The organism is Pseudomonas sp. NPDC089918 (assembly GCF_050280605.1).
Classification (GTDB): Bacteria; Pseudomonadota; Gammaproteobacteria; order Pseudomonadales; family Pseudomonadaceae; genus Aquipseudomonas.
Genome location: NZ_JBNNVP010000012.1, coordinates 17,345 through 30,962, shown reverse-complemented (window position 1 = coordinate 30,962; position 13,618 = coordinate 17,345). Strand labels below are relative to the sequence as shown.

The following is a 13,618-nucleotide window of genomic DNA, read 5'->3' as shown; positions in this document are numbered from 1 at the left end:
TTTATATCGGCTGACAGTCTGCTATCGCGGGCAAGCCCGCTCCCACAGGGGTAGGAATTAACCCAGGTTTTGCTCAGTCAAACGCTGCACCGCCAACCGCCGGTAGTGCGATGGCGTCATGCCCTTGAGCTGTTGAAAGCGCCGGTTGAAGTTGGAAATATTATTGAAGCCCGATTCGAAACACACATCGGTCACCGTTTTGTCGCCATCGGCCAGCAGCTCGCAGGATTTGCTGATCCGCAGGCGATTGACGAATTCGATGAAGCAGCGCCCGGTGGCCTGTTTGAACACTCGGCTGAAGTAGGTCGGCTTCAGGCCCAGGTGCTCGGCGACTTCTTCCAGCGGCAGTTCCCGGGCGTAATGGGCAAAGATGTAATCCACCGCCCGGTTGGTGCGGTCGATGTTGTGTTCATCGGCCAATTGCGGCGTCGTGGCACCGGACAGCAACTGATAGTCATCGGATGCCGCCAGCAACTCCAGCAGAATGAAAAAATGCCCGAGCCGGGTCATGCCCTTGGTATCAGCGATGCGCTGCATCAAGGTCATGGCCTGGCGGATCGTGCGCTTGCAGCGAAACTCGATGCCGTACTGCGCGCGCTCCAGCAAGGGTGCAAGCGTCTTGAGCTCGGCGAACACCTGATGGCCGCTTTCGAACAGTTCGTCAGTGAAATTGACCAGCATGTCGCGTTTGGGCACCACTTCGTCTTCGGCCACCTGGCTGATCCAGTTGTGGGGCAGGTTGGGGCCGGTCAGGAACAGCGTTTCCGGGTAGAAGTTACCGATGTAGTCACCGATGAACACCTTGCCGGAGCTGGCGACGATCAGGTGCAGTTCGTATTCCTTGTGGAAATGCCAGCGCACCAAAGGGCAGGGGAAGCCGTGCTGACGATAGATGATGGACAACCCGTTATGGTCGTCCATCAATTCGTAGGAAGGATCGGTAACTCTGGCTGGTCGGCTCATGTCAGGGCACTTTTATTGTTATCGCCCGTTGATCATGCCTCTTTCCAGGCTCTCTGTACCAGCCTGCAACACTGACCGTGGCTGCTCGATAGCGAATGGTGGTCGAAGACAGCGATCAGAAGAACGTTTCGTAGGGCGTCCCTTCAAGGGCTGATAAGTTCTTGTTGCGTACGGCGGGCGAAGTTCGGCATTTTCTTAAATGCGATTTTTTGCTTCAATCCACTGGGCCATGTACTGAGTGCTTTTGTGATGATGATGGCGCAACATGCTGCCGGTGAAGTTATCCCTTCTAAGGCGTGCCAGGTGTTGCTGGCAATACAACAACTTCTCGATCAGCGCCGGGCCATGTACTGCCGGCTGATAGCGATCGGCTAATAACGTCTGCCCATGGGATTGGGCGCTCATCCAGAGCTCTTTGTCCTTATAAAGACGAACCGCACAATCGGCGAACTCGCGCGCGGTTCGGGTCACGGCGCCCGGCCACGGCTGTTCGCGGTGCATCGCTTCTGCGCCAATCGGGGTGGTGACATTGGGCGTGCCACACAGCATGGCGTCGACAATCTTGCCTTTGATACCCGCACCAAAGCGTAACGGCGCCAGGCACACCCGGGCTTCAGACATGACTTGCAAAGCATCTTCTGCCCAGTTCATCACATGAAACCCTTGGGCCGCATTGTGCAGGGCGGTAGCTTTGGGCGGCGTATAGGCGCCATAGATATGCAGTTGCGCCTCTGGCAGCTGCGCACGGATCAGCGGCCAGATCGTGGTTTTCATCCAGAGCACGGCGTCCCAGTTCGGCGCGTGACGGAAGTTACCGATACTGAGGAAATGCGCACGGTCTTCAAAGGCTGGCGATGCGGTGGTCAGCGGTTCGACCATCAACGGGCACCAGTGCAGCAGTTGTTGTGGTAACCCGAACTGCTCGACCAGCAATTCAATCTCCACTTCGGAGATCATCAGGTTCAAGTCGCAGCGATACAGCGCGGCGATCTCCCGTTTTGCCAGATCGGTATCGGCCATGAGCTCGAACTCTTCGCGCAATGCAGGGGCGAACAACTCGCCGAAATCATTGGCGTCATCACTGGCTTTCAAGCGTTCCTTGAGGCGCTGATGCCGGGCATGTCGCAGGCTTTGCAGGTCGGAGGTCTCCAGTACGCGCAAGGCGTCGGGGCAGTGTTTCTCTACTCGCCAGCCGAACTGTTCTTCCATCATGAACTGGTCGAACAACACGATATCCGGTGCCAGTTCACTGACAAAGGTGTCGAAACTGCTGTTATTCAACTCGATCGGCACTTCGCGGATGCCCAACGCGGTCAGATCGGCCTTGTGCTCGCCGGGACCGGCGGGACTGCTGAAGGTGATATTCCAGCCTTGCTGCAAGAACGTTTCGAGGATCTGCATCACATGCCCACTGGCCGCAGAAGAGCGGGGCTCGGGCCAGACGTAACCGATGACTAGGACTTTGGTGATGGGCGGGGGGGCCATGAAGGTGGATCCTTTGCGGCAAGCGATAGGGCGAAAAGGGCGCAATTAAACCACAGCGCTGGATGATTTTATTCCTGCATGGAATCACACGACGGTGTGCATTTTTCAAGCAACCAATGACAAGGGACTATTCATTATTCCTGGACAGCCCGGAATTCACTTCTCGCCTGGCCATGCCGAGCCGCTGTCGCCGGTTGCGAGCAGTAACGTTCTTTACTGTCATTGCATGCAGGTCAAAAAATATAACTAAGGTTTTTGGTTGCATTGTAAATATTAATAACATATCTACGGTTTGTTATTTAGTTGGGGGTGATTACGCTTGTGCCTGGCTTGCAGTAATGGAAAAGTGCAGTTCGTGCTTTGTTGCTGCTCGCAGGAATACGTTATGAAAATGGAGTTGCCTGGTATTTACGATAATGCCGAAGATCAATACTCGCTTCTATGGCTGCTGGACCCCCTAAGTGATGTGGAGGAGGAAGAGTCTGTGCCAATGGCGAAAACCAGAACATTCGAAATCAGTTCGCTAGATGACGGAGATGTCGATGGTGTTAATGTGAAAGAACTGAGTGATGAAATATTGCATGGCTGTTCTGTCGTCGCTGACCCCGCCAGCTTTGATCCTGCCTATTTTATTCGTGATCGCATTGATGAGGCTGTGCAAGCGCTAGTGCCTGACGAAAAAAACAGGTCACGGATAAGGCATGATTCAGAAGTGACGATTAAATATATAGAGGTTAAACAACCCAATCGCAGTGACATGCTTAAAGCCGAAAGGGATTCTGCCAACTGGAAGGAGCGAACATTTACATTGGCAGAACTATGCACCGGCTATCATTATCGTGTGCTGAAAGACAGAGGGTACTCTGAAATACAATGGCCTTCCTACTATCCTGCCAAGCTTGTAAAGACGTTGGAGGGGGCCGACTATCAGGCTGACTTCAAAAAGTATGTTGCCGAAAGCTTACAGCATCCTGCGGCGCACGCTTTTGGGCGACTGCTAAAAAAAGCCGAACTCAACAAGCTGGTCGTAGAGTTCATCAAGAGTGACGCTCGCTCAATGGAAGACAGGATGATTGCCTTTGAGTATCTCAAAGGCTTGATCCCTGCGCGTCTTCTTAACTTGCACAGCGACCCGGATCTTGAGGTCGATAACGTCGTGTTTATCGGGCGCAGCAATCTGGATCGCGGCGTGTTGTTTTTTCTGGGCGAAGACAGCGCGGCCATCGAATTTCCCGCCGGGCATGACGAGCGCGGAAGGTTTCTGGAAAACCATCCGGAACTGCAAAAGCGTCTGCTGAAGCGTGTTCCATTGAGCGCGCAACAAAAACCTTACGTCCGTGATTTCAAATATCGGGGAATGGAGTTTCTCCTGTTCGCGACGCGCCCAAACTATCGAGAGATTGTATTTCGATCCAGCACTGACATTGGCAAAGACCTTTTCGACCGGCAGATCGAGCGAGCGTTGGCGGACATCGATACATTGGTATCAACCCACGCCGAGCGTATGACCGATATTGCGTTGGAAGTCGCCGGGTATCTGCTGCAATGCATTGCGTTCGCGGTTTCGATCCCTACCGGAGGAACGGCGGCCTTGGTGTCTGCACCGATTCGTATGCTGATTCCCTTCCTGTTGGGAATTGGGGCATCGGCAACTGATCTGATCCGTGCCGAAATCTCTGATGACCCTTCCGAGGCGGAACGTTTGAGGATCAACGCAGCGATCGGAGTTTTGTCAGAACTCGCCGGCCCCATTGCGGAAAAACTTTTGGGTAAAGCGCTTTCCATGGTGGCCAAGAAAAACATCAGCCGCCGAGTGCTCGAAACGCTTAAGCGCAGCAATAGACCCTCGTTGGTGCGCAGACCCGCAGGCAGCATCAGCCATCAGTTGGCGAGTACTGCTGGCAAAGAAATACCGGATGCAGGCAAGGGGGTGCTTGTCGCAGGCTACCTGTCAGAGTTGGCGGGCGGGCCGAATGTGGCGCAGTCCCTTGCGACGAACTCACAGGTGGTGAGACTTTCAGGGCCGGAAAAAGGTTTTGTCTATCAAGGTTTCGTGTTCCGCGGGGACATGCGCGACACGAAGGTAATCTTTGAAAAAGGGTTTACCCAACGCACGCCAATCAGGGATCTCAATCAGGTCAACGGCTTCAAAGGTGGCTATGGAGGTGCTCACGATGCACTCGATCTTGATGGCGCGGGGATTTCGACCTCGGCTTTTTACAAGAAAGACGGCGCAGGTGCCTTTGTCTATGGTGGCCAAAAAGGCGGCTACACCTATTTCGTCGATGCTCGTCAGTTGGAGGGATTCCATTTGTATGCCAATACCGAACTAGCGTTTCGCCCAAACTCCGGGTTGAAACAACTGCCGCCTTTGGAAATCAACTATGCCGTCGATCTACCGCCTGCCTTGATTCTCGGCGCCTATGACAAGACCGGAACGTTCATTCCCAACCCCAAAGCGATCAATCGAGCGCTGATGGCGAGTGAGGTCAATCCATTGAAAGGCAGTGGTCGAGACGTGGGAAATAAATTCCGCCAGCCGCTGACTGATATCAACGGACTTGCAGGCGTCGATTTTGGTAACGAGGCGGTGGCCGAGCAGGAAGCAGTGCCGCCTGTGCCAGACACTACTCCGACGCCTGCAAGACTACCGGCTAAAGTGGATGCCAATGACATCATCGCTTTCCGAGAGCGGCAGGAGGCTAAACGCAAACGCCCGAGTGCTTGAGTCGCGTTATTGGCCAGGCGACAAAATACCCTTGACCTTGTCCCGCAACTGATCGATAGAGAATGGCTTGCCGATGAGATACATGCCGTCCGGCACCTCGATGCTTTCGGCATAGCCGCTGGCGAACAGAATCGGCAACTCGGGACGCAGCATGCGTGCCTGCTTCGCCAATTCCCGACCGTCCATGACCGGCAACCCTACATCCGTCATCATCAAGTCGATGTACTGGTCTTCATCATTGATGAACTCCAGCGCCGCTTCACAGCCGTCCGCCGCAAGCACCTTGTATTCGAGCTCCTCCAGCACATCGACGATCAGCGTGCGCACGATGGCATCGTCTTCGACGACTAGAATGGTGGAGGGGTCAGCGGACATAGTGGGGCTCTCAAAGGTTGAATTCGCGGTTGCCGGACAATCGAAACCGCCGGGTTCTTGCGTGATTGAGTGATGAATCACGACAGGTTCCCGACGCGCTACAAAAACAATAGCCGCACAAGAGCCGCAGAGAATAACCGCTCCTTTTGTCCCAGAGCAGCTAAATGCAGGTTTTTGCCGCAAAACATGTCAGAAAAATGGATGAGCCCGGACATTTTGGGGCAGACTCGATGCTTTTCAACAGCACGACAAGGCTTCCCATGACCTCTGCGTCTTCGGTTGATGAGCAACGATTCCGTAAACTCCTGAGCCGCAACGTCAGCCTGCCGCTGGGTGTCGGCGTCATCAGCGCGGTTTTCTTCGTTTCGCTGATCACCTACCTGCTGTCGGTGATTCATTGGGTCCAGCACACCGACCGGGTGATCAATAATGCCAATGAGGCGATAAAGCTGACCGTCGATCTGGAAACCGGCATGCGTGGGTTCCTGCTCAGTGGCGACGAACATTTCCTCGACCCCTACGAGACGGCCAAGCCCAGAATCGCGGTCGCGCTCAATACTTTGCTCGAATTGACCGCCGACAATCCGGTCCAGACCGATCGTCTGCGCCGGCTCCAGGCCTTGCAGACAGAATGGGCCAATTACGCGCAAGCGATGATCGATTTGCAGCGCACCAGCGGTGACTACCGTGGCGCCGTCAAGGCCGGACGTGGCAAGCGGCTGACCGATGAGATCCGCAAGCAATTCGAAGACGTTATCGACCTGGAGCAGCAGTTGCGTGCCACACGTAACGAGGAAGTGCGCCGCACCACGATCTGGAGCATCGCCCTTTATCTGCTGCTCGTGGCCGCTATCAGCGGGTTGCTGGCCTACATTGGCCGTCGGGACTTGCTCAAACTGTCGCAAAGTTACAGCACCAATCTCGCCGGACAACAGGCCAGTGCCCGGCGCCTGGAACAGCAAGCCTGGTTACGTAACGGCCAGACCGAACTGGCCGAGCAAGTCCTGGGGCAGCTATCGCTCAATGTGTTGGGGCGCAACATTTTGCAGTTCTGTGCCCAATATTTAGGCACGGCTGTCGCGGCGATCTATGTCCGTGAGGATCATGGTGGCCTGAAGCGTATCGCGTCTTACGGTTTCTCCCGGGAACAGGAAGCGCTTGAACAGCAGATCTACAGTGGCGAAGGGATTGTCGGCCAGGTGGCGCAACAGGCGCGTTTGATTCGTCTGGATGACGTACCAGGCGACTACTTCAAAGTCAGTTCCGGCCTGGGCGAAGGTTTACCGCATAGCGTGTTGGTGGTGCCGACCAGCGATGACGATCGGGTCAATGGTGTGATCGAACTGGGGTTCCTGCGCACGCTGACGGATCGTGATGTTGAACTGCTCGAATTGATTGCCGGCAACATCGGCACCTCGATCGAGGCCGCTCGCTATCGTCAACGTTTGCAGGAGGTGCTGGCCGAAGCCCAGCAACTCAACGAAGAGCTGCAGGTTCAGCAAGAAGAACTCAAGAGCGCCAACGAGGAGCTGGAAGAGCAGTCGCGGATTCTCAAGGAGTCCCAGGGCCACCTGGAAACCCAGCAGGTAGCGCTGGAGCAAACCAACGAACAACTCGCCGAGCAGGGGCAGATCCTGGCCGCGCAACGCGATGCCATGGACCAGAAAAACACCGAGCTGAATCTGGCCCAGGTTGAGCTCGAAGCGCGCGCCGAAGAGTTGCAGCGCTCCAGCAAGTACAAATCCGAATTCCTCGCCAATATGTCCCACGAACTGCGCACGCCGCTGAACAGTTCGTTGATTCTGGCCAGGCTGTTAGCGGAAAACCCGCAGGAAAATCTCAGTGCCGAGCAGGTCAAGTTCGCCGAGTCGATCTATTCCGCCGGCAATGATTTGCTCAACCTGATCAACGACATTCTCGACATTTCCAAGGTTGAGGCCGGCAAGCTTGAGGTGCGAGCGGAAAACACCAGTGTCGCGCGTCTGGTGGAAGGCCTGCGTGGCATGTTCCAGCCGTTGGCTGCGCAAAAGAACCTGGATTTCCAGGTGCAATTGCTGGCCGATGCGCCCCTGATGCTGTTCACCGACCGCCAGCGCCTGGAGCAAGTGATCAAGAACCTGCTGTCCAACGCCGTGAAGTTCACCGAGAAAGGCACTGTCAGCCTGAGCGTCGCCGCTCAACCGGGCGAGGGCATTGCCTTTATCATCCGCGATTCGGGCATCGGTATCGCGCCGGATCAGCAGGAAAGCATTTTCGAAGCCTTCCGTCAGGCCGATGGCACCATCAATCGTCGTTACGGCGGCACCGGCCTGGGTTTGTCGATTTCGCGTGATCTGGCCACCTTGTTGGGCGGCTCGATCAGTGTGACCAGTACGCCTGGGCAGGGCAGTGTGTTCACCCTGGTGCTGCCGCAGCAGTACGTCGAGCCGGGCGACGGGCCTGTCGATGCGATGGAAGCCACGCCGGTTGTCATGCCCCAAAGCGCCATGGTTGCTGCGCCTGGGCCGCTGATTGCCGCCGTCGATATTCCGCGTTTCGACGATGATCGCAACAAGGCGCCATTCGCTACTCGCTGCATTCTGGTCGTGGAAGATGAGCCAAACTTTGCGCACATTCTTTACGATCTGGCCCATGAACTGGGTTATCAGTGCCTGGTGGCCCACGGCGCCGACGAAGGCTACGACCTGGCCATGCAGTTCCTCCCTGATGCGATTCTGCTGGACATGCGCCTGCCGGATCACTCCGGGCTGACGGTATTGCAGCGCCTGAAAGAACATGCCGAAACCCGGCACATCCCGGTGCACGTGATTTCGGTCGAAGACCGTGTCGAGGCGGCCATGCACATGGGCGCCATCGGTTATGCGGTCAAGCCCACCACCCGCGAGGAGCTCAAGGAGGTATTTGCCCGCCTCGAAGCCAAGCTGACGCAGAAGGTCAAACGGGTCTTGCTGGTTGAAGACGACGATGTGCAACGCGACAGCATCGCCCGGCTGATCGGCGACGAGGACATTGAAATCACCGCTGTCGGCCTGGCGCAGGATGCGCTGGACTTGCTGCGCACCACGATTTTCGACTGCATGATCATCGACCTGAAGCTGCCAGACATGCTCGGCAACGACTTGCTCAAACGCATGTCCACCGAGGATATCTGCTCGTTCCCGCCGGTGATCGTCTATACCGGACGTAACCTGACCCGGGACGAAGAGACCGAGCTGCGCAAGTATTCGCGTTCGATCATCATCAAGGGCGTGCGCTCGCCCGAGCGGTTGCTGGACGAAGTGACACTTTTTCTGCACAAGGTCGAATCCCGCTTGTCCCAGGAGCGTCAGACGATGCTCAAGATCGCCCGCAGCCGCGACAAGGTTTTCGAGGGCCGTAAAGTGCTGTTGGTGGACGACGATGTACGCAACATCTTCGCCCTCACCAGTGCATTGGAGCAAAAGGGGGCCGTCGTGGTCATTGGCCGCACCGGCCGTGAGGCGATCGAGAAATTGAATGAAGTCGAGGACATTGACCTGGTGCTGATGGACGTGATGATGCCGGAAATGGATGGTTTCGAAGCCACCCTCGAAATCCGCAAGGACCCGCGCTGGCGCAAGCTGCCGATCATTGCGGTGACGGCCAAGGCGATGAAGGACGATCAGGAGCGCTGCTTGCAGGCCGGTTCCAACGACTACCTGGCCAAGCCTATCGACCTGGATCGCCTGTTCTCTTTGATTCGTGTGTGGTTACCGAAGATGGAACGAATCTAGTGGAGCGCGACACCGAAACCGAATTGCGCTTATTGATCGAGGCGATCTACCTCAAGTACAGCTACGATTTTCGCGATTACTCCAGCGCGTCGATCAAACGCCGGGTCAATCACGCCTTGAGTCAGTTCGAGTGCAAAACCATCTCGGCGCTACGAGAGAAGGTTCTGCATGATCCGGCCGCGTTCATGCAATTGCTGCAATTGCTGACGATCCCGGTCAGTGAAATGTTCCGCGACCCTTCGCATTTCCTGGCGCTACGTCAGGAAGTGGTGCCATTGCTCAAGACTTATCCGTCGATCAAGGTCTGGATCGCCGGTTGCAGCACTGGCGAAGAGGTCTATTCGATGGCGATTCTGCTGCGCGAAGAAGGCCTGCTGGATCGCACCATTCTCTATGCCACCGACATCAACCCGCACTCGCTGGATAAAGCGCGGCAGGGGATTTTCTCCCTGGAGAACGTCCGGGCCTACACTCACAACTACCAGCAGGCGGGTGGTCAGCGGTCGTTCGCCGATTACTACACGGCGGCCTATGGTTATGCGATTTTCGACAAGAGCCTGTGCGACAACGTGACCTTCGCCGATCACAGCCTGGCCACCGACAGTGTGTTCTCGGAAACTCAATTAATTTCATGTCGTAACGTATTGATTTATTTCAATAAAAAACTTCAGGGTCGTGCGTTGGGTTTGTTTCACGAATCGCTGTGTCATCGGGGTTTTCTGGCACTGGGCAGTAAGGAAACCGTGGATTTCTCGGCCTATGGCAATCAATTTGAAGCATTGGTCAAACCAGAACGGATCTATCGCAAATCATGAATAGAGCAGTGCTGGATACTCATCGGCTGGATCTTCGCGGCATTGGCCGTCTGTTTGTCGAGCTGGAACGAATCGCATGTTAAGTAATGTCCTGGCCAAATTACTGATCGTCGACGACCTGCCGGAGAACCTTCTGGCGCTCGATGCATTGATCAGGCGTGAAGACCGTATCGTCTACAAAGCCCTGTCCGCCGACGAAGCCTTGTCGCTGTTGCTGCAGCATGAATTCGCCATGGCCATTCTTGATGTGCAGATGCCCGGCATGAACGGCTTCGAGCTGGCCGAGTTGATGCGCGGCACGGAAAAAACCAAAAATATCCCGATTGTGTTCGTCAGTGCCGCCGGCCGCGAGCTTAATTACGCGTTCAAGGGCTATGAAAGCGGTGCGGTAGATTTCTTGCACAAGCCGCTGGACGTTCATGCGGTCAAGAGCAAGGTCAATGTCTTTGTCGACCTGTATCGCCAGAGCAAAGCGATGAAGCATCAGGTCGAAGCGCTGGAGCAAAGTCGCCGGGAGCAGGAGGCGCTGCTCAAACAGTTGCAGAACACCCAGAATGAGCTGGAGCAGGCGGTGCGCATGCGTGATGACTTCATGTCTATCGTGGCTCATGAAGTCCGTACGCCGCTCAATGGCCTGATTCTTGAGACCCAGTTGCGTAAAATGCACCTGGCCCGGAATAACGCTGCAGCATTCACGCTGGACAAGATGCACGCCATGGTCGACCGCGACGAGCGGCAGATCAAAAGCCTGATCCGCCTGATCGAAGACATGCTCGATGTATCGCGGATCCGCACCGGTAAGCTGTCGATCCGCCCCAGTCGGTTTGACCTTGTGCAACTGGTGAACAACCTTCTGCAGAACTTTGCCCCGCAGGTCGAGGCCGCCGAGTCGTCGATGACCTTGACGGCCGAGCAGCCGGTGGTGGGCCACTGGGACGAGTTCCGTATCGAACAAGTGATTTCCAACTTGTTGACCAATGCGCTGCGTTATGGTGCCAAGAGCCTGATCGACGTACGCGTGTACAATCAGGACGGGCAAGCGTGGGTTGAGGTTCAGGATCGCGGTATCGGGATCAGTGAAGAGAATCAGCAGCGCATTTTTCAGCAGTTCGAACGGGTTTCCGCCAAGACCGTTGTAGCGGGGCTGGGCCTGGGGCTGTTTATTTCGGAGCAGATTGTCGCCGCCCACGGTGGCTCCATCACTGTCGAGAGCCGGATTGGCGAAGGCGCCTTGTTTCGCGTTTGTCTGCCGCTGCAGGAAAACAGTCCGATAAACGCAACCTCTGAGTGACCGCACGGTCGTATCAGCAGCTATTGACCGAACAAAGGCTTTCCATGAGTGAAGATGCACAAGATGTGGTACTGATCGTCGAGGATGACCCTTCGATCTTGATGGTGCTGTCTGCTTACTTGTCGGGTGAGGGTTACCGGGTGCTGCAAGCCGAGAACGGCGAGCAGGCCTTTGAAATTCTGGCGAGCAAGCCGCATCTGGACATGATGATCACCGACTTCCGCTTACCGGGGGGAATCACTGGCGTGCAGATCGCCGAACCCGCCGTGAAGCTGCGACCGGAGCTCAAGGTCATTTTCATCAGCGGCTACCCGCAGGAAATTCGCGAAACCGACAGCCCGATCACCCGCAAAGCGCCGATCCTGGGCAAGCCGTTCGATCTGGATGTGTTGCAACAGGTCATGCAGGACCTGCTGTCCTGAAGACGGCGGGCCCCGTAGGAGCTGCCGCAGGCTGCGATCTTTTGATCTTTTGATCTTTTTGGCGCTCGCGCGACGGCCCAGGATCAAAAGATCGCAGCCTTCGGCAGCTCCTACACGAGAATCTCTCAGATTCTGATCATCTCCCGCACCTTCGCCGTCAACAAATCGAAGGTGAACGGCTTGGTGATCATCTGCATGCCAGGGTCAAGAAAGCCACCGCGCACGGCGGCGTGTTCGGCATACCCGGTGATGAACAATACCTTGAGATCAGGCCGATACTGCCGGCCGATTTCCGCCAGTTGCCGGCCGTTCATGCCCGGCAGCCCCACGTCGCTGATCAACAGGTCGATTCGCTGACCGGAGTCGAGAATCGGCACGGCGCTGTCGGCGTCGCACGCTTCAACGAAGGCGTAGCCCAATTCACTCAATACGGCACTGACCAGAACTCGCACGGCGGGATCGTCTTCGACGATCAGCACGGTTTCGCCATCCCGGGCGTAAGGAGCGTGTTGGGCATCAACTTGGGTGTCCTCGAGCAGTTCCCCGCTGAAGCGCGGCAAAAACAGACTGACCGTGGTGCCTTTTCCGACTTCACTGTGAATGCTGACGTGGCCGCCAGACTGCTTGCTGAAACCGTAAATCATCGACAACCCCAGACCCGTGCCCTGGCCGATGGGTTTGGTCGTGAAGAAAGGGTCAAAGGCCCGGTTGATGGTGCTTTGCGGCATGCCGTAACCGGTATCGGTGACGCTCAGGACGATGTAATCGCCCGGTTGCAGATTGCTGTGTGCCGCGGTGAATCCCGTATCCAGATGCTGATTGGAGGTTTTGACCAGCAGCTTTCCGCCGTCGGGCATGGCATCCCGGGCGTTGAGCACCAGGTTGAGCAGGGCGCTTTCGAGTTGGTTGGGGTCTGCCTCGGCGACCCACAGTTGCTCGTCCAGCTGCATTTCCAGGTGAATGCTTTCGTTGATGCTGCGTAGCAACAGCTCGCCCATGGACACCACAAGGGTGTTCATCTGCACCGGTTTTGAATCCAGCGACTGACGCCGAGAGAACGCCAGCAGACGATGCGTCAGACCCGCCGCGCGGTTGGCGGAGGTCACTCCAAGATCGATCAGACTGTCCAGGTCTTCGGTGCGTCCGCGCGCCAGGCGTCGACGCAGCAGTTCCAGGCTTCCGATGATGCCGGTCAGCATGTTGTTGAAGTCGTGGGCAATGCCGCCGGTGAGTTGGCCGACCGCTTCCATTTTCTGCGACTGCCTGAGGACCTCCTCGTTGAGGCGCAGTTGTGCGGTGCGTTCCTCGACCTGTTGCTCGAGGGTTTCCAGAGTGTTTTGCAGGCGCAGTTCACTTTGGCTCAGATCAATCAACCGGTCCCTGGCTTCATACTGCCGTCGTCGCCCGCGCAACGCCGTGGTGACCAGGCTGATCAGCGTGACCGGATGGAACGGGCGCTCAAGGAAAGTCACGTTGCCCAACTGCGAACCGAGTCGCGACGCAGGGTTCTGCTCCGGGCCACCGTGGTGGGTCAGCAGCACGATCGGCAGATCCGACCACGCCGGTTGCTGTTCGATCAGACCCAGCAGCGGTTCAAGGTCGGCGCCCAATAAAGCCTCGCAAGCAATCACCAGCAGGCCGGCACCTAGCGACAGCTCATTGCACAACGCGCCCAGATCCCGGGTGATGACCCCGTCGAACCCTGCCTCGTTGAGCATCATCAGCGCGATCTGGCTGTCGCGTCCCAACGGCGCAAGAATGATCGCACGCTCGGACATTGCCTCCAT

The 13,618-nt window shown here is 56.4% G+C and carries 9 protein-coding genes and 1 pseudogene; 6 read left to right on the top strand and 4 right to left on the bottom strand.

Translation table 11 applies throughout. The features are described from left to right. Positions 1 to 57 precede the first annotated feature (57 nt). Positions 58 to 963 carry an AraC family transcriptional regulator gene (locus ACQKPC_RS11115; protein ID WP_063343635.1) on the bottom strand — a complete coding sequence of 302 codons (906 nt, stop codon included), beginning with the start codon at positions 961 to 963 and terminating at the stop codon, positions 58 to 60. Between the two features lie 195 nt (positions 964 to 1,158). Continuing rightward, on the bottom strand, positions 1,159 to 2,448 hold the full coding sequence (locus ACQKPC_RS11110; RefSeq protein ID WP_427624572.1) for a glycosyltransferase: 1,290 nt from the start codon (positions 2,446 to 2,448) through the stop codon (positions 1,159 to 1,161). Positions 2,449 to 2,833: 385 nt separating this feature from the next. Here ACQKPC_RS11110 and ACQKPC_RS11105 point away from each other — a divergent pair, with 385 nt between their 5' ends. Beyond that, on the top strand, positions 2,834 to 5,176 hold the full coding sequence (locus ACQKPC_RS11105) for a hypothetical protein (protein WP_427624571.1): 2,343 nt from the start codon (positions 2,834 to 2,836) through the stop codon (positions 5,174 to 5,176). 6 nt (positions 5,177 to 5,182) lie between these two features. Here the strand turns inward: ACQKPC_RS11105 and ACQKPC_RS11100 are convergent, their stop codons facing one another. Continuing rightward, entirely contained in the window at positions 5,183 to 5,551 is a 369-nt protein-coding gene (locus tag ACQKPC_RS11100; protein WP_008069945.1) for a response regulator, read from the bottom strand. A gap of 260 nt (positions 5,552 to 5,811) precedes the next feature. Here ACQKPC_RS11100 and ACQKPC_RS11095 point away from each other — a divergent pair, with 260 nt between their 5' ends. The 5 genes and pseudogenes from ACQKPC_RS11095 to ACQKPC_RS11075 all read left to right on the top strand — a co-directional run bounded on the left by ACQKPC_RS11095 (position 5,812) and on the right by ACQKPC_RS11075 (position 11,831). Continuing rightward, complete coding sequence (locus tag ACQKPC_RS11095) at positions 5,812 to 9,303, top strand: response regulator (protein ID WP_427624569.1); 3,492 nt, start codon at positions 5,812 to 5,814, stop codon at positions 9,301 to 9,303. Next, positions 9,303 to 10,118, top strand: coding sequence for a CheR family methyltransferase (locus ACQKPC_RS11090; protein ID WP_123496931.1), 816 nt, complete (start codon positions 9,303 to 9,305; stop codon positions 10,116 to 10,118). Before ACQKPC_RS11095 ends, ACQKPC_RS11090 begins: the two co-directional genes overlap by 1 nt. Continuing rightward, positions 10,115 to 10,201 (top strand): annotated as a pseudogene (locus tag ACQKPC_RS11085) (chemotaxis protein CheB); the annotation flags it as partial. The gene ACQKPC_RS11090 and the pseudogene ACQKPC_RS11085, both read left to right, overlap by 4 nt. Next, on the top strand, positions 10,195 to 11,409 hold the full coding sequence (locus tag ACQKPC_RS11080; RefSeq protein ID WP_427624568.1) for a hybrid sensor histidine kinase/response regulator: 1,215 nt from the start codon (positions 10,195 to 10,197) through the stop codon (positions 11,407 to 11,409). The pseudogene ACQKPC_RS11085 and the gene ACQKPC_RS11080, both read left to right, overlap by 7 nt. A 44-nt stretch (positions 11,410 to 11,453) precedes the next feature. Beyond that, a complete protein-coding gene (locus ACQKPC_RS11075) occupies positions 11,454 to 11,831 on the top strand; it encodes a response regulator (protein ID WP_427624567.1) in 378 nt (125 codons plus the stop codon). A gap of 125 nt (positions 11,832 to 11,956) precedes the next feature. On the opposite strand, the gene ACQKPC_RS11070 is transcribed toward ACQKPC_RS11075, so the two are convergent. Further along, a complete protein-coding gene (locus ACQKPC_RS11070; protein WP_427624680.1) occupies positions 11,957 to 13,618 on the bottom strand; it encodes an ATP-binding protein in 1,662 nt (553 codons plus the stop codon).